A 19,376-nucleotide genomic window follows, 5' to 3' on the forward strand; every position below is an offset into this window, starting at 1 on the left:
GCGCCGGCCGGCGCTCCGCCCCTCTGTTTCCCAGCCGCTTCACACGCCCGGAAGCCCGCACTCCAGCAGGCGGCACGTCCCCTCCGCCGTACACTGGTAGGAGGCCACGCCGTGGGGGACAAAGAGCTCCTCGCCCCTGCGGGCCCGCAGGGAACCGCCCTCCCACTGGAACTCCGCCTCCCCCTCCAGCACCAGGAGCACCTGGAACCCACGGTTGACACAGAGGGCGCTCCCATGGGCCTCCCGGCGCAGCTCCACCTCATCCATATAGAAGCGGGGGGTCTGCTCCGGCGTGATGAGCCGCTTCCGCCAGGGCTCTTCCGCCCCGGGGGCGGGGCGGAACCGGTGCCGGGCCAGCAGCTCCTCCCGGGGCAGGCAGTCAAAATGGAAGCAGTCCAGCAGGCCGTCCATGCCGGCGGGGCCATACATGCTCTCCACCGGCAGGCGGGAGCCGTCCGGGCGGATGTACTCCGCCCGCAGGGTGATGTCCACCGGCTCCTGCAGCTCGGCCACCAGGGAATCGCTCCCCATGGCGTGGGCCGTGCCCGCCGGGATGAAGTACACCTCCCCCGGACGGATGGGGATCTGGTGCAGGCAGTCCAGCAGGGCCGCCGTGTCCTGCCGCTCGATCAGCTCCCGGAAATACGCCGGCGTGACGCCGGGCCGGAACCCCAGCCAGATGCACGCCCCCGGACGGGTGTCCAGCACGTACCACGCCTCATCCTTCCCGGAGGGCAGGCCGAAATACTTCCGCGCCCGCGCCCCGTCCGGATGGGTCTGGAGCAGCAGGCGGTCCCTGGAGTGGAGCAGTTTGAGCAGAAAGCCCAGGCTGACCCCCCAGTGCGCGGCGTGAGCCTCTCCCAGCCAGGCCGCAGGGTTTTTCGCCAGGCAATCCCGCAGAAAAACGTCCGTCCCCGCCACCCTGGACAGCCCCGTGGCAGTGCCGGGCTGGAGCGCGGAGGTCACCAGGGAGGCGATCCACATCTGGGAACACACCCGCGCCCCCGGTCCCTCCCCCAGAAATTCGTTGATCATCTCGCCCCCGGGGATTAGGTAATCCACCTTGTTGGGGGCCAGTCTGAGCATTTGGTTCGGTGATAGGTCCATTCGTCCCAGCCTCTTTCCCATTGTGATACTGGGGCCAGTATATCACACCGCAGGGCCCTGTTCCAGCGTTTCTTTTTCTAGGGCCTCCCGGAGCATCTCCCGGAGTTCCGCCTGGCCCGGCACGCGGCCGCAGGACACCACCCGGCCTCCCACCACCAGGGCCGGGGTGGTCATCACCCCATAGGCGGCGATCTGCATGAAGTCCGTCACATGTTCAATGGCGGCGTCCACCCCAAGCTCCGCCAAAGCCGCACGGACGGCCGCTTCCAGGGCGCTGCACCTGGCGCACCCGGAGCCCAGCACCTTGACGCTGGCGGCGGTCTTGTCCGCTCCCACCCACACCGCCGTTTCAGGGGTACGGCCACAGCAGGGCGGGGGCGTACCCCTTTTCTTTTTTCCGAACAGTCCCATGTTTCGTTACCTCCTAAATGGAAATCAGATAGAATTGGAACACGTTGAACAGATAGCCGATGAGGATAATACCGCCTGTGCAGATGGCGATAAACAGCCCCAGCAGTCTGGGCTTCACCGCCTTGCGGAGCATGATCATCGAGGGCAGGCTCAGCGTGGTGACCGCCATCATGAAGGCCAGGACTGTACCGAGCTGCGCGCCCTTGGCGAGCAAGGCCTCCGCCACCGGGATCGTACCGAAAATGTCCGCATACATCGGGACGCCCACCAGCACGGCCAGGACAACGCCGAAGGGATTGCTGCCGCCCAGAACGGTCTCAATCCATGACTCGGGTATCCAGTTGTGGATCACCGCGCCGAGCCCCACGCCCACCAGGATGTAGGGAGCTACTTTCTTGAAGGTGGACACAGCCTGCTCCCTTGCGTACCGCACCCGCTCTCGCCTTGTCAGCTCGGGCGACTCAATGTCTATACTGCCGGCCGAAAAGACGAATTGCTCAACATGCTTCTCCATGTGCAGCCGCTCCAGAAGTGTACCGCCCGCCACGGCAAGCGCCAGCCCTACCACCACATAGAAAATGGCCACCTTAGTCCCAAAGATGCTCATCAGCAGCACCAGACTGCCCAAGTCCACCATCGGCGAGGAGATCAGAAAGGAAAAGGTGACGCCCAGGGGCAGCCCCGCGTTGGTAAAACCGATGAACAGCGGGATGGACGAGCAGGAGCAGAAGGGCGTCACCGTCCCCAGCAGGGCGGACACCAGATTGGCGCCCACGCCGTGGAGCCGGCCCAAAATGTGCTTGCTCCGCTCCGGTGGGAAATAGCTCTGTATATAGGAAATAGAAAAAATCAGAACACAGAGCAGTACTGTAATTTTCAAGCTGTCATACAGGAAAAACTGTACACTGCCGCCGAGCCGTCCATGGATATCCAGACCCAGCGCGGACAGGCCGCGTCCGAGCCACTCGTTCAGCCACTTCATGCCCAAAATCTGCTCCTGAAACAGGCTCCATAACTCCATATCGTTCCGCCTCCCTTTATGTATTATAGATCAAGTTTTTTTGATGCTTTACTGGAAAACACGCCATCTACTGTGACGGCGTGTTCCGCTCCCACTATTCAAGCGGTGTCCCCTGTTCTGTAACCGGCGTAGTCAGCTCCAGCAGCAGCTTCACCGCATACTCCCTGCCCGTCCTGCTCAGCTGGTAGTGGGTCCACTTGCCCTCCTGACGGCTCTCCACCAAGCCGGACTCGCACAGCACCTTCATGTGGTAGGATAGCCCGGACTGGGTCAGCTCCATGGGCTCCTGCAAGACACAGGCGCACTTTTCCCCGCCGCGCAGCTCCTCCAAAATGGCCAAGCGCTTGGGATCGCACAACGCCTTGAATACCCGAGCCGCCGCCCTATAATCTCTTTCCATAAAGCCCTCTTCATATCAAATATTTTTGATATTATTTTATATGGCTTTTCTTCAATCGTCAACCCTCAATTTTTAAGCAAAAGCCATCCCAGCAGGATAGCCATACTGCTCTGCCTCCGAAAACAAAGGCTGTATAAAAACTCTGTATGTCAAATCCCTTTCCAGCAGAACATCGGCAGAGCGGACAGAGAACTCTTCGTAACTATATAGAACAAGCGGCACACTGTGCCCGATACCGTATACCTTGTGTCCTGTCACAGTACAGCGGCGGGCCGGTTCGCCTACAACTTTGTAGTTGATATGATCACAAAAAGTATTTTCAGATAAGTTGACACCCTTTCCGCTCAATGGTATAATAACACCGTTATATAACACTGTTATAAGGCGGTGAAGTTTGAATGGAGGAGCGGTCCACTGCTACACTGGAAAAAATTCAGCAGGCGGCTTTGGCGGAATTTCTGGACAAGGGATTTCTGGGAGCCTCCCTGCGGCAGATTGTAAAGAACGCCGGGGTGACCACCGGGGCCTTTTACGGCTACTTTTCCAGCAAGGAGGCCCTGTTCAACGCCATCGTGGAGCCCCACGCCGCGGCCCTCATGGGCCGCTTTATGGAAGCACAGACTACCTTTGCCGAGTTGCCGGAAAAGGAGCAGCCGGAGCACATGGGCCTGGAGTCCGGTAGATGTGTGGACTGGATGGTGGACTATATCTGCGCCCACCGGGAGCCGGTGAAGCTGCTGCTCTGCTGTGCGGAGGGGACCAGCTATGAGCACTTCGTCCATAACATGGTGGAGGTAGAGGTGGAGTACACCCAACGCTACATGGAGGTGCTCCGCCGCCTGGGCCGGGACATCCCGGTGCTGGACAAATCCCTGTGCCATATCATCGCCAGCGGGATGTTCAATGGCATCTTTGAGATCGTGGTTCACGATATGCCCCGGGATCAGGCGATGCGGGATGTGGATCAGTTGCGGGCGTTTTACACCGCTGGTTGGTCAAAACTGATGGGGGAATAATCCCCTATCCTTTTGAAATATGGTTAGTTTATACTAACTTTAAGAGGAGGTTTTTTCATGAAGCAGAAGAGAAAGAGCGATGTGGCCGTCCTGCTGGACTACGCGGGCAGCCACAAAGGGCTGACCTTCCTGGGGCTGGCCCTGTCGGCGGTGTCCATGCTGCTGAGCATGGCGCCCTACATCTGCATCTGGCTGGCGGCCCGGGATCTGATCGCGGTGGCGCCGGACTGGACGGCGGCGCAGAGCGTCGCCCAATACGGTTGGCTGGCGTTCGCCTTTGCGGTGGCTGGCATCATCCTGTACTTCGCGGGATTGATGTGCACCCATCTGGCTGCCTTCCGCACGGCGGCCAACATCCGCAAGCAGGGCGTGGCCCATGTGATGAAGGCCCCGCTGGGCTTTTTCGACGCCAACGCCTCCGGCCTCATCCGCGGGCGGCTGGACGCGGCGGCGGCCGACACGGAGACCCTGCTGGCCCACAATCTGGCGGACATCGTGGGCACCATCACCTTGTTCATCGCCATGCTGGTGATGATGTTCGTCTTTGACTGGCGGATGGGGGCGGCCTGCCTGCTGGCGGCAGTGATCTCCATTGCGGCCATGTTCTCCATGATGGGCGGTAAAAACGCCCAAATCCTGGGGGAATATCAGGCGGCCCTGGACCGCATCACCAAGGCGGGCACCGAGTACGTCCGGGGTATCCCGGTGGTCAAGATCTTCCAGCAGACCGTTTACTCCTTCAAGGCGTTCCAGGAGGCGATTGAGGACTACAGCACCAAGGCCGAGCACTACCAGGCGGATATTTGCCGGACACCCCAATCCGTCAACCTGACCTTCACCGAGGGGGCCTTTGTGTTCCTGGTTCCGGCGGCCCTGTTCCTGGCGCCCGGGGCCCTGGCCGGCGGCGACTTCGCGGGGTTTGTCACGAACTTCGCCTTTTACGCGGTGTTCTCCGCCATCATCTCCACGGCCCTTGCCAAGATCATGTTCGCCGCATCGGGCATTATGCTGGCTGGCACCGCTCTGGGCCGCATTGATCAGGTCATGGGCGCTCCCGAGCTGAAAGTGCCGGAGCATCCCAAGTCCCCCCAGAGCAGCCGTGTGGAATTTGAGGATGTGAGCTTTACCTACGACGGTGCGGAGACGCCCGCCCTCTCCCATGTCTCCTTCACAGCGGAGCCGGGACAGACTGTGGCCCTGGTGGGGCCCTCCGGCGGCGGCAAAACTACCGCCGCCAGCCTGATCCCCCGTTTCTGGGACGCCGCCTCCGGCGCGGTGAAGGTGGGCGGCGTGGATGTGCGGCAGATCGACCCCCATGTGCTCATGGACCAGATCGCCTTTGTGTTCCAGAACAGCCGCCTGTTCAAAGCCTCTATCTTGGAAAATGTCCGGGCCGCCCGCCCCGACGCCACCCGGGAGCAGGTGCGCGCGGCGCTGATGGCCGCCCAGTGCGGGGACATTCTGGAGAAACTGCCCCAAGGCATGGACACCCTGATCGGCTCCGAGGGGACCTATCTCTCCGGCGGCGAGCAGCAGCGCATCGCCCTGGCCAGGGCCATCTTAAAGGACGCGCCCATCGTGGTCCTTGACGAGGCGACCGCCTTCGCGGACCCCGAGAACGAGGCGCTGATCCAAAAGGCGTTCTCCGAGCTGACCCGGGGCCGCACCGTTATCATGATCGCCCACCGCCTGTCCACCGTTGTGGGCGCGGACAAGATTCTGGTGTTGGAGGAGGGCCGCATCGTGGAGCAGGGCTCCCATCAGGAGCTGACCGCCGCCGGCGGGCTCTATGCCCGGATGTGGGCGGACTACAACCAAGCGGTCCAGTGGAAGATCACCAGCGAGCAGTGAGAGAGGGGTGAAGAAGATGTTCAGCAAAAGCTTTCAGCGCAAATACGCCCTCACCGACCAGGGCGTGAAAAACACCAAAAAGGGCGCCTTCTGGACGGTCATTGTCAATCTGGTCGTCATGGGCGGCATGGGCATCCTGTACCTGTTGATGTACGGCCTGATGGGAACCCTGACGGACGGAGCGCCGCTACCCGGCCCGGCGCTCTTTCTTGGGCTGGTAATCGCGTTTGTCATTCTGTCCTTCGTGACCCACCTGCAGCAGTACCACGCCACTTACGGCCTAGTCTATAACGAGGTGAAGTCCACCCGTCTCAGCCTGGCGGAGCGGCTGCGCAAGCTGCCCTTGGGCTACTTCGGCAAGCGGGATCTGGCGGATCTCACCGAGACTCTCATGGGCGATGTGAACCGCATGGAGCACGTCTGGTCCCATGTGCTGGGGTACCTGTACGGGGCCTACATCTCCACGGCCATTATCGCGGTGTGCCTGCTGGTATATGACTGGCGGCTGACCATCGCCTGCCTGTGGGGGGTGCCGGTGGCCTTCGGCCTGTTGTTCGGCACCCGGAAGATCTCCGCCCGTGCCTCGGAACGGACGAAACAGGCCGCGGTCCGTGTCTCCGACGGCATCCAGGAGGCGTTGGAAAATGTCCGGGAAATCCGCGCCACCAACCAGGAGGCGCGCTATCTGGCCGGGCTCAACCAGAAGATCGACGACCATGAGAAGGTCACCATCCAGGGCGAGCTGGGCACCGGCATCTTTGTCAATGCGGCCAGCGTCATCATGCGCCTGGGGGTAGCCACCACCATCCTGGCGGGGGCCAGCCTGATCCTCTCCGGGCAGATCGACTTCATGCTGCTGTTTTTGTTCCTGCTGGTCATCACCCGTGTGTACGCCCCCTTCGACCAGAGCCTGGCCCTCATCGCAGAGCTGTTCGTGTCCCAGGTGTCCGCCGACCGCATGAACGAGATTTATGATACGCCCACCGCAGAGGGGGCCGAGGTGTTCCAGCCCAAGGGCCACGACATTGTGTTCGACCATGTGGGCTTCGCCTACGACAAGAAGAAGGTACTGGACGATGTGAGCTTTACCGCCCGGGAGGGTGAAGTGACCGCTCTGGTGGGGCCCTCCGGCTCCGGCAAGAGCACCTGCGCCCGGCTGGCCGCCCGGCTGTGGGATGTTACGGAGGGCACCATCAGGGTAGGAGGCGTGGACATCTCCACCGTGGACCCGGAGGCGCTGCTGACCGACTACTCCATGGTGTTCCAGGATGTGGTGCTCTTTGACGATACCGTGATGGAGAACATCCGCCTGGGCAAGCGAGGAGCCACCGATCAGGAGGTGCGGACCGCGGCGGAGGCCGCCAACTGTGGGGAGTTCATCCGCCGTCTGCCCCAGGGATACGACACCCCCATCGGAGAAAACGGGGCGAAGCTCTCCGGCGGGGAGCGGCAGCGCATCTCCATTGCCCGGGCGCTTTTGAAGAACGCCCCCATCGTCCTGCTGGACGAGGCCACCGCCAGCCTGGATGTAGAGAACGAGACCAAGGTGCAGGGCGCCCTCTCCCGCCTGCTGGCAGACAAGACGGTGCTGGTCATCGCCCACCGGATGCGCACCGTGGCCGGGGCGGACCACATCGTGGTGCTGGAAAATGGTCGGGTGGCCGAGCAGGGCACGCCTGCGGAGCTGATGGAAAAAGGAGGACTCTACCGTCGTATGGTGGAGCTACAGAGCCACAGTGCCCAGTGGCAACTCAACGGGAACGAATAACATAGGATCCCGTAGCAGAGACTAGGTAGTTTTCCTTTATCAGAAATTTGGCCGCTGATCTGTTACTGGTTTTTCGTTTGCAATTATGAAAGAATCAATCATAAAACATAAAAAGGTCTTACCGATTTGCAAAAATCGGTAAGACCTTTTGTTATTAATAAGCTATGCGTTGTACTTAAAGTCCAGTGATGATCTGACTGAAATCCAAGAGGTGTGAATTGGGAAAGTATTATCAGATACGAAAAATTTTTTCTTAAAAGCACCGTTTTCCCGGCTAAAGCACTGCAAGAGCCGGAGACAGAATGAAATCTCCTCATTCCCACTCGCTCCTGACAAGCCCATCTTAAACAGGTTTGTTAGGACGATTTAGCACATAATATTTACATTCTTTGCATTACCGCAAAAACAGGGGCTATCCGATTTCCTGTTGCCAAATCGTTGCCACAAAATCAGCCCATTTGCAGTCTTTTCGGGTGGTTTACGATTATATTTTACTACAAAAGGTAATGGATTGCAACTATTTCCCCCGCATAGCCATTATCAAAACTTCCCTCAATTTGATGTAAGTTTCTGTCGAAATATGGCTCAAATTGATCCATATTTCGACCACCCTCAGGGAGCGTTTACGCTCCCTGAGGAGAGGAGGAGCGGCGGGCGGTGCCCGCCGGGAAATCAATCGCACCATGGGACGCAATCCAGCAACCGCACCCTGCACAGAGTCAGGGGCATCGGGTAATACTTACCCGACGTGATTATCGTATAGCAAAATAGATAAAGGAAATGCGTAATAATCTGTTTTTTAATTCTGAATACCAGCATTGGTGCCAAGTAATTATTCAAAATATTGCCGAGTCGGATTTTTCGCGGCATGCAGCTTGTTTCGATGAATTATATTCAAGTGGAGGAGGAGAGCCATGAGTATCGGCCAACGGGAAAAAGCCACGCAGAAGCGTGTCATAAATTTATTTGTCCAGGAACTTGGATATACATATCTGGGCGATTTTACCGAGAGGAAAAACTCCAATATTGAAACCGAACTGTTGACGAAATTCCTGACTGGCAAGGGCTATTCGCCGGTACTCATCAGTCGTGCCTTGAAGGAGTTGCAGAATGCTGCCGGAGATCAATCGGTGAACCTTTACGACCTGAACGAGCAGACCTATAAAAAGCTGCGTTATGGGGTCAAGGTCAGCGAATCTGTCGGCCAACATAAAACCACCGTCCAGTTTGTGGATTGGGAGCATCCGCTGGAAAATGACTTTTACATTGCCGAAGAAGTCACTATTAAGCACAAACGCCCTGATTTGGTGCTTTACATAAATGGCATCGCTTTTGCCGTCATCGAGCTGAAGCGCAGCACAGTTTCCATGTCAGAGGGCATCCGCCAGAACCTGACCAACCAGCGCCCGGATATGATCATGCAGTTCTTTGCCACCATTGGGCTCGTCCTGGCGGGCAATGATTCGGAGGGGGCGCGTTACGGTACTGCTGGCACACAAGAAAAGTATTATCTTTCCTGGAAAGAAGATCCCAATGCCAAAGATGAGGTTTCCGTAGCGGTACGCGCTCAAATCGAAAAATACCCCCTGCGTCTGGACAAAAACCTGATTTCTCTGTGCCGGAAAGAGCGGCTTGCAGAACTGCTGTACAATTTTATCGTATTTGACAGTGGAAGAAAAAAGACCTGTCGGCCTAATCAGTTCTTTGGCAATATGGCAGCGCGGGATTTTGTGCGGCGGCATGAAGGCGGCATCATCTGGCACACTCAAGGCTCTGGAAAATCCTTGACCATGGTGTGGCTCAGTAAGTGGATCAAAGAGAATATTTCTGACAGCCGTATCCTGATTATCACCGACCGGGACGAGCTGGATGTGCAGATCGAGCAGGTGTTTGCCGGAGTCAATGAGAGCATTGTCCGTATTCGCCGGGGAAGTGAATTGATCCAGAAGATTAACGACACCTCGCCTGTCATGATGTGTTCCCTGATCCATAAGTTTGGCAAGAAAAACAGAAGCAAGAGCGGCGAGACCGATTATACTGGATTTATTGAGGAGTTGAAACGCTCGCTGCCGGAAAACTTTTCTCCCAAAGGAGATTTCTATGTCTTTGTGGATGAATGTCACCGCACCCAGTCCGGCAAGCTCCACAAAGCGATGGAGACCATTTTGCCGAAGGCCACTTTTATCGGCTTTACCGGTACTCCGTTGATGAAAAAGGATAAGGAGACCAGTCTGGAGGTATTTGGCCCTTATATTCATCGCTACAAGTTTGATGAAGCGGTGCGGGATAAAGTGGTTTTGGATCTGCGTTATGAGGCCCGAGAGGTGGAGCAGAATGTTGTCCAGCAGGATCGGATCGACGCCTGGTTTGAGGCGAAAACGCGCGGTCTAACCAATGTGGCAAAGGCTAAGCTGAAGCAGCGCTGGGGTAATCTGCAAAAGATGTTCAGCTCCAAGGCCCGGCTGGGACAGATCGTAGCGGATATTGTTTTTGATATGGAGACAAAGCCGCGTCTGCACGATGGCCGAGGCAATGCCATGCTGGTGGCTGGCAGTATCTATCAGGCGTGCAAATTCTATGAATTGTTCCAGGAGACCGAGCTGAAGGGGAAGTGCGCCATCGTGACTTCTTACGAGCCGACGGTGGGCGATATTCGCACCGAAACGGTAGGGGATGATGGCGAGACTGAGGCTGTGGAGCAGTACGAGATCTATATGAAAATGCTGGGTGGAAAAGACCCGAAGGCATTCGAAAAAGAGGTCAAGGAAAAGTTTATCAAGCAGCCGGAACAGATGAAACTGTTGATCGTGGTGGACAAGCTGCTGACAGGCTTTGATGCTCCGCATGCCACTTATCTGTATATTGATAAGTCTATGCGAGATCATGGCTTATTCCAAGCAATCTGCCGCGTCAATCGCCTGGATGGTGAAGATAAAGAATTTGGGTATATTATTGACTACAAAGACCTGTTTCGCTCCTTGGAAAATGCGGTTGCAGACTATACCTCCGAAGCATTTGACTGCTACGATAAGGAAGATGTTTCCGGCCTGCTGACAGACCGTTTGGACAAGGCTAAGGAACAGCTGGAGGATTCGCTGGAAGCTCTGCGTGCACTGTGCGAGTCTGTGACTCCACCCAAAGATATGGTGGACTACTACCATTATTTCTGCGGTGCCGACACTGAAGCCTTTGACTTGGATGAATTGGAAGAGAATATGCCCAAGCGGGAACAGCTTTATAATCTGTCGGCGACAGCTCTTCGCGCTTTTGGCGAGGTATCGGGCGAATTACAGGAAAAGTACCACTATACTGTGGAACAGATTAAGGCGTTGGAGAGAGAAGTTACCTACTACATCAAGGTGCGTGACGATGTGCGTTTGGCCAGCGGAGACTATGTGGATTTGAAGAAATATGATCCGGACATGCGCCATTTAATCGATACTTATTTGTCGGCTGATCCAAGTCGTGTGTTGACCTCCTTTGGAGGAGCAACACTGGTCGAGCTGTTGGTAGACAACGGGATTTCCGCATTGAAGGATATGCCTGCCTCTACACCCAAAGAGCAGGAAGCGGTTGCAGAGACTATTGAAAACAATATTGGCAAGGAAATTGTTGAGAGAACCCAAAGCAACCCCAAATACTACGAGAAGATGTCTGCACTTCTTCGTGAGTTGATTGAAAAACGCAAAAATGACGTGATCAACTATGAGGAGTATTTGCGTCAAATTGTGGAACTGGCAAGGAAGGTACATAAACCAGAAAGCGGCACAGAATATCCTCCGGAAATCCGGGAGAGTGCCGCCAAGCGAGCCTTTTATGACCATCTCAACGGGGATACGGTTGTGGCCAATCAGATATATGACGCTGTCATGTCTAGCAAACAGGACAATTTCCGGGGAAGCAAAATCAAAGAGCGTAAAATCTGGCGGGCTATTCGTGCTGTCGTAAAAGATGACCAGGAAGCCGATCAGTTGCTTGCATTGGTAAAGGAGCAGAGTGAATTTTAGTGGATGAACTGCAAATCGGCAACATGAGTATTGCCGTTACAAAAAAGAACATCAAGAATATGTACATCCGCGTTCTGCCGCCCGATGGGAAAGTCCAAATTACTGCACCGCACTCTGCTGGGGATGACGCAATCCGAATGTTTGCGGTATCCAGAATTTCCTGGATTAAAAAGCAGCGTGCAAACTTCGCAGCACAGGCACGACAAACGAAGCGACAGTATGTGACCGGAGAGAGCTACTATGTCTGGGGGCGTCGTTATCGTCTGGATGTGCAATACTCAAATGTTAGGAATGAGGTGTCCCTTACAGGCGGGCATCTGATTTTGCAAGTGAGGCCTGAAAGCACCCCGGAGCAGCGCGAGCGTGTTTTGAATGATTGGTATCGGGAGCAGCTAAAAAGCAAGCTGCCGGAAGTGATTCAAAAATGTGAACAGGTTGTAGGTGTCCATGCATCTGAGTGGAAGGTCAAAAACATGCGTACCAAATGGGGAACCTGCAATATAGACCGAAAAAGGATTTGGATTAACCTCCAGCTTGCAAAGAAAACTCCAGAGTGTCTCGCTTATGTCGTGACCCATGAATTGGTGCACTTGCTGGAGCGAAATCACAATGAGCTATTCCAGAAGTATATGGACGCCTTTTTCCCGGAGTGGCGAGTAGTAAAGGAAACACTGAATCAGCAAATGCTGGATTATATGAGCGAGTAATGTCTGATTAGGCAAAATGAAATTTCTATAGAAAATTCGATAAAACCATGCTATAATACTCCTAAGCCACCCAATCATCCATCTCAAGCAAAACTCCTGATAGGATGGCCCAGATAGATTTTTGATAGCAAAAGTCCGAATAGACCTTAGGATAAGGATAATCTGCATCAAATAAAACCACGTCGAATCAAATCCTCTATACAAAAAAGTTTAGAAATGGATTTAACTCGGCGAGTGGGAATAAATTGAAAATCCCTAAAGTTCACTATTATGGACTTTAGGGATTTTTGTATAAGAACGGTTATTGCCTGGCAGGCATTCCTTTTTACAAGAAAATCACAAGAAACAAAAAATTCTTGTAATCTTGTATTGACAAATCAAATAAATGCATATATTATAAAGAAAAAAGGGGGAGTGTCTTTGACAACGAGTTCAAAAATACAAGAAAAGATTCTTGAATACCTAAGGTTTCTTTACAAAGGCATAATCATAAATCACAACAAAAAACCGAGCCAACCTACACTAAAACGTCGCTTTTTCAAGAAAAAGGCGGCGTTTTTTTCATGGCCCGGTTTGGGAAAGGAGTGGTGCTGACTTAATACTAAAACGAAAGGGGGAATTTTTTAGCTGGCCAGGCCGGGAGGTCTGGCCTTTTTTCATCTCACGAAAAAGGAGGTTAGCCAATGGCAGATGAAAAAGTAAACGTGAGCCCGGAGGAAAGAAAAACCCCGGAAGCTCCAGCCCCGTCCGGGCCGGGCGATCCGCCCGCGCCGGAACACACCGAGGGGCCCGCTGTCCCTGGTGGGGATCAAGCGGCCCCCGCTCATGTGGAGCCCGCCACGCCAGAGCAGTCTGTTATCCCTGGTATGGGTGAGGACGCTCCCGCGCCGTCCGGCAAGGTAATCAACCTTTCGGACATCCAGGCCGCTGATAAGGGCGGCAAGGAGGCTTCTGCTCCTGCCCAGGACAAGAAAGCGCCGGAGGCAGATAAGCCGCCGAAGCGCCGGGGCCGCCCGCCGAAAGAGCAGGCCGGGCCGACTGCGGAGAAAAAGGCGAAAGCGGCGGAGCCCCGCACAGGCCGCCCGTCTAAGGTTGACAAGGCGGCCCGTGAGGAGGCTCCGCCCTCTGTTCTGGACAAAGTGTCCAGAGGTAAGAAAGCCGACAAGGGCAAGGAAACGGGCTCCGGCGGTGCGCCTGCGTCTAAATCCGCTAAGACGGTAAAGCCGGGCAAGGCCGCTCCCGTCAAGGAGGCGGCAGTCCCGCCGCCGGAGATCAAGCTGCCGCCCACGCCGGAGGTGCCGCCCCGCCCGGTGGAAGAGGGAAAAATCGTCTATCTGAAGATGTCGGAGCTCCACCCGTTCCATACGTTCCGGGAGCATCCCTACAAGGTGCAGGACGATAAGGCGATGGACGATCTGGTGGGGACGATCAAGGAACACGGCATTATGACCCCCGCTACCGTCCGCCCGGAAAAGGACGGCAAGGGCTATGAGATCATCGCGGGCCACCGCCGCCATCATGGTGGTGCGCGGGCCGGGCTGGAGGAAATGCCCTGTATTGTCCGCGAGATGACTGACCTTGAAGCTGTCCGGGAAATGCGGAACAGCAACAAACAGCGCGGTGATCCCCTCCCCAGCGAGCTGGCAAAGCTCCTGGATTTGGAGGTGGAGGCCATCAAGCGCCAGGGGGCCCGCCCGAAAAATGAGAAAGAGGCCGAGGCCCTGGGTAAGCTCTCGGTGGAGATCGTGGGTAAGGAACACGACATGAACTATAAAAAGGTCATGCGGTATATCCGGCTCAACTCCCTGGTGCCGGAGCTTCTGGACAAGGTGGACGCAAAGCAGATGGGCTTTATGCCTGCGGTGGAGATCTCGTATATCAGGCCGGAAAACCAGCGGCTGATTGCCGTTTCCATTGACGGGGAGCAGTCCTCCCCCTCAGTGGCCCAGGCAAAGCGGCTCCACGAGCTGGACAAGGAGGGCAAGCTCAACGGCGATGTGATTGACGGTATTTTGAGTGAAGAGAAAAAGGAGGATCGCGGTGTGATTATTTCGACTGCTGAACTGTCTAAGTATTTCGGCAAGGAGGTCACTCCTGCCAAAATGAAGGAGCAGATCATGGCCCTGCTGGACGAGTGGAAAGAGAAACAGCCGCCCGAACTGGCAAAGCCGGACAAGAAAAAGGACTTGGAAAAGTAACCGGGCCCCGCTTCTGGACACTTTGTCCAGAGGTAAGCGCCCCGCGCTTGGGATGGGCTCTGTGGTGATATATCCCCCGTCGCCGCCTATATTCCTGCACAGCCGGGAGTGGGCCGTCAAGGGTGCAACGCACCGCCGCTTGCGGCGGCCTGCCCTTGACGGTCTGCCCCGGCTGTGCTACTTCCAGCGGCGCGGCGGGGGCATATATCCTCCAGAGCCGCCCCCTTTCCCTGGATAGGGAAAGGGCGGGGGGATAGGGTCGAACTACCACCTATTATAAATATCGGAGGTGTTGAAGATGAAACGATCCCTTGCTTATATTACTGCCGCATGGCGCGGCGATCCTGCGGCGGACATGGAGCAGGCGGCGCATTACTGCCGCGTGGTCTACGATGCGGGCTATTCCCCCATCTGCCCCATGCTCTATCTGCCGCTGTTTCTCAATGATGCGGTGCCGGAGGAGCACAAAAACGGCATCGACATGGGCCGTGATCTGCTCCGGCGCTCCCGTGTGCTGGTGGTGTGCGGGCATACCGTCACCGAGTCTATGAAAAATGATATTGCCGTGGCCCAGCGGCTGGGGATTACCGCCACCACCCTTGAGGGCATCCTGACCGTCAAGGGCCAGGGCCGCCGCTGATATGGCGTTCCTGTTTGAAGCCTACATCACCAACCTGGGAAAATACAACGAGGGCGAGCTGGTCGGTGAAACCTTGAAATTCCCCACTACCACGGAGGAGGTGCAGGCACTCCTAAAGCGCATCGGCGTGAACGGGGTGCGGTATGAGGAATTTTTCATCACCAGCTTTGACGGCGATGTGTTGGGGCTCTATGACTATTTGACGGAATACGAAAACCTGGACGAGCTTAACCATCTGGCCTGCCTGCTCTCCGAGCTGGATCAAGGCGACTTGGAAAAGTTTGAGGCGGTCATTGACAGCGGCGGACATACCTCCAGCGTGGCCGATCTCATCAACCTCACACAAAATCTGGATTGCTTTGAATTTTATCCTGATATTGAAAATGAAGAAGATTTAGGCCGCTATTTTACGGAGGACTTGCCGATCCCGGAGGAGCTCAAAGATTACTTTGATTATGAGGCTTACGGACGGGATTTTCTAATCAATGAGGGCGGCCATTTGGCTCCCGGCGGCTATATCGTCCAGACCAGCGGTGACTTCAAGGAATTTTATCACGGGATCGAGGACATTCCCGCCGAGCACAAGGTTTTTGCGTTCCCGCAGCTCTCAGTGCGGGAGCAGATGGCGGCCTACAAAGAAATTATTGACGGCTCCTCCCTGGAGGGCTATCGGAAGATCGCCAAAAAGGAGCATGAGGAGCGATAGCGGCACTTCTGGACATTTTGTCCAGAGGTGCTTTTTTCACGGAAAGGAGGGATACGGCTGATTGATGAGGACGTTTCCAGACGTACCATAGCAGTTTCCATCAAGGCGACAAAGCTCACGGGCCGGGTGCTGGCCCAGGCGTGTCTGGCGGTGGGCCGGAAGATCAAGAAAGCGCACCAGGCCCGCCAGACACCCCACGGCAAACAGACGGTGCGCCAGCTCATGGGCCACGGGGCCGCCACGAACAGCATCGAGGTGGAGTCCCCAAAGGACTTTGACCGGGTGGCCCGCCGCTGGAATGTGGACTATGCCTTTTATAAGGCCGGGCCGGACAAGTACCTGCTGTTTTTCAAAAGTGGGCAGGCCGATGCCATCACCGCTTGTTTTTCGGAATATTCCCGGCGCGTGATGAAGCGTTCCAAGTCCCGGCGCGTCCCGATCCGGGAACAGCTCAAACGGGCCGCCGCTGAACTGGCCCGTCAGCCGTCCCACAAGAAAGAACGTGCAAGGGAGGCGGTGCATGAGGACAGATAGCGTCAAGAAATATGTGATACCCAACATCCCGTACCTGTTTATTCTGTGGGCCTGCCTAAAGCTGGGGACGGCCTACCGCCTGGCTCCCGGAGCGGACTTTGCTCACAAGCTCATGGGCCTGGGGCAGAGCATCGGCCCGGCCTTTGCCGACTTTGCGCCGGGGCTCCATCCCCTTGACTGGCTCATCGGCATTGTGGGCGCGGTGGGCTTCCGCCTTCTGATCTATATGAAAAGCAAGAACGCAAAGAAATTTAGGCGGGATGAAGAGTACGGGTCGGCACGATGGGGCACCGAAAAAGACATCAAGCCCTTTGTCGATCCGAAGTTTGAGAACAACGTCATTTTGACAAAGACGGAGTTTCTCACCATGAACACCCGGCCCAAAAACCCGGCCAACGCCCGCAACCTCAACGCCTGCATCATCGGCTCGTCCGGGTCGGGCAAAACCCGCTTCTGGCTCACGCCCCAGCTACTCCAGGCGCACAGCTCTTATGTGTGCGTCGATCCAAAGGGCGGGGTGCTCTCCCAGGTGGGTGCTTTCCTGCAACGCCGGGGCTATAAAGTCAAAGTGTTCAACAGCATTGATTTTTCAAAATCCATGCACTACAATCCGCTGTCCTACATCCACAATGAGGCGGACATCCTAAAATTCGTGGACACCCTCATAGCGAACACCAAAGGCGAGGGCAAGGAGGGCGATCCGTTCTGGACAAAGGCAGAAACGCTCCTTTATTGTGCGTTGATTGCCTATATCATCTTTGAAGCGCCCGCCGAGGATCGGAATATCAATACCCTGGTGGACATGATTTCCGGCATGGACGTGAAAGAGGATGACGAGTCCTATATGAACGCGGTGGACTATATGTTCAAGGGCCTGGAAAAGCGCAAGCCGGATTGCTTTGCCGTAAAGCAGTACAAGAAATATAAGCTGGCCAGCGGCAAAACCGCGAAAAGCATTTTAATTTCCTGCGGCTCCCGGCTGGCCCCCTTTGACATCCCCCAGCTCCGGGAGATTATGTCTTATGACGAGCTGGAGCTTGACCGCATCGGGGATCGGAAAACGGCGGTTTTCTTCACCATTTCCGACACCACCCCGACTTATAACTTCATTGTGGCCCTGGCCTTTTCGCAGATGTTCAATCTTCTGTGTGAACGGGCGGACAATGTTCACGGGGGCCGCCTGCCCCATCATGTGCGGGTGCTGTGGGACGAGGCGGCGAACACGGGGCAGGTGCCCTCGCTGGAGAAACTTGTCGCCGTTATTCGTTCCCGCGAGGTGAGCCTGTGCCTGTTCTATCAGCAGTACGCGCAGTGCAAGGCCATTTACAAAGACAACGCGGAAACGATCTTAGGCAACATGGACAGCGTGATCTTCCTGGGCGGGCGGGAAAGCTCCACCATCAAGGAAATATCGGAAAACTGGCTGGGAAAGGCCACGATCTCCATGCAGACCGAGGGCCGTTCCCGTGGCCAGTCGGAAAGCTACAACCAGAACACCCAGCGGCTGGGCCGGGAGCTGATGACACCCAGCGAGCTGGCTACCATGCCGGGCGATAAGTGCATTTTGCAGTTGCGGGGCCTGCCCCCGTTCTTTTCGTCCAAATACGATTTGAAACAGCACCCGAACTACAAGTACACGGCTGAGGCCGATAAAAAGAAAAACGCCTTTGACCTGGATAAGCTCATCAACCGCCGCAGGCGGCCTGGGCTTTCCGAGGCTTGTGAGGTGTACGAGGTAGACGTATCCGAGGCGGGGCCCGTAAGCGAGGACGAGGACATCCTCAATTACGACGACGTGGACGATCCGGATGCCTATGTATAAATCACTTCTGGACAAAGTGTCCAGAGGTCGCAACCTGCCGCCAGAAATGGCGGCTTTTTTCATGGCCGGGGAAAACCCGGAGAAATGGAGGCTATATGCAGTTCTTTTCTTCCGCTATTGATACTTTGCAGACCCTTGTTGTGGCTCTCGGCGCTGGCCTGGGCGTGTGGGGCGTTGTCAATCTCCTGGAGGGCTACGGCTCGGACAACCCTGGCTCCAAAAGCCAGGGCATGAAGCAGCTCATGGCGGGCGGCGGCATCATCCTGCTGGGCACCACCCTGATCCCTCTGCTGAGCGGTTTGTTCTAAGGTAAGGGCCTATGGATTTTCTCACCGACTGGCTCACGGACTGGCTCAAAGAGCTGTTGATTGGCGGGATCATGGGGAACCTGGAGGGGCTCTTTGATTACGTCAATACCCAAGTCGGAGAGATCGCGGTACAGGTGGGGACTACCCCGGCGGCGTGGAACGCCGGGGTATTTTCCCTCATCCGCCAGCTTTCCGAAACGGTGATTTTACCGATTGCCGGGCTGGTACTGACCTTTGTTGCCACCTATGAGCTCATTCAGATGCTTTTGGAAAAAAACAATATGCACGAGTTTGACGTGGCGAATATCTACAAGTGGATGTTCAAAACGGCTTGTGCCATCTTCATTCTCTCGAATACCTTTGATATTGTGATGGCCGTCTTTGACGTGTCGCAGACGGTGATCGCCCAGGCCGGAGGGCTCATCCAGGGCTCCACGGACATCACGCCGGATATGATCACGGAGCTGGAAACCACCCTGGAGGGGATGGACTTAGGGCCGCTTCTCGGCCTGTGGCTCCAGTCCTCGATTATCGGCGTAACCATGTGGGCGCTGGGCATCGTCATCTTTGTCCTGGTCTACGGGAGGATGCTGGAAATATATTTGCTCACCAGTTTGGCCCCGATCCCTATGGCGACAATCTCCCACCGGGAGGTGGGCCAGATCGGGCAGAACTATCTGCGCTCCCTGTTTGCCGTGGGCTTCCAGGGGATGCTCATTCTGGTGTGTGTTGCAATCTATGCGGTGCTGATCCAGGGGATTGCCACGGGCGGAGATCCCATCGGGGCGATCTGGGGCACCGTGGGCTATACGGTTTTGCTCTGCTTCATGCTGTTCAAAACCGGGACGATAGCGCGCAGCATCTTTAGCGCGCACTAAGG

The 19,376-nt window shown here is 56.0% G+C and carries 16 protein-coding genes; 12 read left to right on the forward strand and 4 right to left on the reverse strand.

From position 1 onward, the window contains the following. Window positions 1–39: 39 nt before the first annotated feature. From ACESY8_RS01075 to ACESY8_RS01090, 4 genes are all read right to left on the reverse strand, one after another. On the reverse strand, window positions 40–1,107 hold the full coding sequence (locus ACESY8_RS01075; protein ID WP_054338595.1) for a class I mannose-6-phosphate isomerase: 1,068 nt from the start codon (window positions 1,105–1,107) through the stop codon (window positions 40–42). A gap of 42 nt (window positions 1,108–1,149) precedes the next feature. After that, window positions 1,150–1,518, reverse strand: a complete 369-nt coding sequence (locus ACESY8_RS01080; RefSeq protein WP_154025142.1) for a thioredoxin family protein — start codon at window positions 1,516–1,518, stop codon at window positions 1,150–1,152. 13 nt (window positions 1,519–1,531) lie between these two features. Beyond that, entirely contained in the window at window positions 1,532–2,539 is a 1,008-nt protein-coding gene (locus tag ACESY8_RS01085; protein ID WP_009260765.1) for a permease, read from the reverse strand. A gap of 94 nt (window positions 2,540–2,633) precedes the next feature. Next, window positions 2,634–2,939 carry an ArsR/SmtB family transcription factor gene (locus ACESY8_RS01090; protein WP_007489954.1) on the reverse strand — a complete coding sequence of 102 codons (306 nt, stop codon included), beginning with the start codon at window positions 2,937–2,939 and terminating at the stop codon, window positions 2,634–2,636. A gap of 398 nt (window positions 2,940–3,337) precedes the next feature. On the opposite strand from ACESY8_RS01090, the gene ACESY8_RS01095 reads away from it, so the two are divergent. The 12 genes from ACESY8_RS01095 to ACESY8_RS01150 all read left to right on the forward strand — a co-directional run bounded on the left by ACESY8_RS01095 (window position 3,338) and on the right by ACESY8_RS01150 (window position 19,374). Continuing rightward, window positions 3,338–3,955 (forward strand): TetR/AcrR family transcriptional regulator, encoded by a 618-nt coding sequence (locus ACESY8_RS01095; protein ID WP_009260766.1) that lies wholly within the window; start codon window positions 3,338–3,340, stop codon window positions 3,953–3,955. 57 nt (window positions 3,956–4,012) lie between these two features. Then, window positions 4,013–5,806, forward strand: coding sequence for an ABC transporter ATP-binding protein (locus ACESY8_RS01100; protein WP_434307703.1), 1,794 nt, complete (start codon window positions 4,013–4,015; stop codon window positions 5,804–5,806). Between the two features lie 16 nt (window positions 5,807–5,822). Continuing rightward, window positions 5,823–7,574, forward strand: a complete 1,752-nt coding sequence (locus tag ACESY8_RS01105) for an ABC transporter ATP-binding protein (protein WP_054338639.1) — start codon at window positions 5,823–5,825, stop codon at window positions 7,572–7,574. A gap of 914 nt (window positions 7,575–8,488) precedes the next feature. Continuing rightward, the gene (locus ACESY8_RS01110; RefSeq protein ID WP_054338598.1) at window positions 8,489–11,581 is read left to right on the forward strand and encodes a type I restriction endonuclease subunit R; all 3,093 of its coding nucleotides are present in this window, start codon (window positions 8,489–8,491) and stop codon (window positions 11,579–11,581) included. Further along, a complete protein-coding gene (locus ACESY8_RS01115) occupies window positions 11,581–12,288 on the forward strand; it encodes a M48 family metallopeptidase (protein WP_054338597.1) in 708 nt (235 codons plus the stop codon). Before ACESY8_RS01110 ends, ACESY8_RS01115 begins: the two co-directional genes overlap by 1 nt. 683 nt (window positions 12,289–12,971) lie before the next feature. Further along, a complete protein-coding gene (locus ACESY8_RS01120) occupies window positions 12,972–14,486 on the forward strand; it encodes a ParB/RepB/Spo0J family partition protein (RefSeq protein ID WP_054338599.1) in 1,515 nt (504 codons plus the stop codon). 298 nt (window positions 14,487–14,784) lie between these two features. Continuing rightward, the gene (locus ACESY8_RS01125; protein ID WP_054338600.1) at window positions 14,785–15,126 is read left to right on the forward strand and encodes a DUF7768 domain-containing protein; all 342 of its coding nucleotides are present in this window, start codon (window positions 14,785–14,787) and stop codon (window positions 15,124–15,126) included. Between the two features lies 1 nt (window position 15,127). Continuing rightward, a complete protein-coding gene (locus ACESY8_RS01130) occupies window positions 15,128–15,832 on the forward strand; it encodes an antirestriction protein ArdA (protein WP_054338601.1) in 705 nt (234 codons plus the stop codon). Window positions 15,833–15,859: 27 nt separating this feature from the next. Then, window positions 15,860–16,366, forward strand: a complete 507-nt coding sequence (locus ACESY8_RS01135; RefSeq protein WP_054338602.1) for a PcfB family protein — start codon at window positions 15,860–15,862, stop codon at window positions 16,364–16,366. Beyond that, the gene (locus ACESY8_RS01140; RefSeq protein WP_257361539.1) at window positions 16,353–18,188 is read left to right on the forward strand and encodes a VirD4-like conjugal transfer protein, CD1115 family; all 1,836 of its coding nucleotides are present in this window, start codon (window positions 16,353–16,355) and stop codon (window positions 18,186–18,188) included. The genes ACESY8_RS01135 and ACESY8_RS01140 overlap by 14 nt, the downstream gene beginning before the upstream one ends. A gap of 95 nt (window positions 18,189–18,283) precedes the next feature. Next, window positions 18,284–18,496 (forward strand): Maff2 family protein, encoded by a 213-nt coding sequence (locus ACESY8_RS01145; RefSeq protein ID WP_002578752.1) that lies wholly within the window; start codon window positions 18,284–18,286, stop codon window positions 18,494–18,496. Between the two features lie 11 nt (window positions 18,497–18,507). Continuing rightward, complete coding sequence (locus ACESY8_RS01150) at window positions 18,508–19,374, forward strand: VirB6/TrbL-like conjugal transfer protein, CD1112 family (RefSeq protein WP_054338603.1); 867 nt, start codon at window positions 18,508–18,510, stop codon at window positions 19,372–19,374. Window positions 19,375–19,376 lie beyond the last annotated feature (2 nt).

Origin of the sequence: Clostridium sp. ATCC BAA-442, assembly GCF_964239415.1 — a bacterium.
Taxonomy (GTDB): Bacteria; Bacillota; Clostridia; order Oscillospirales; family Oscillospiraceae; genus Flavonifractor; species Flavonifractor plautii.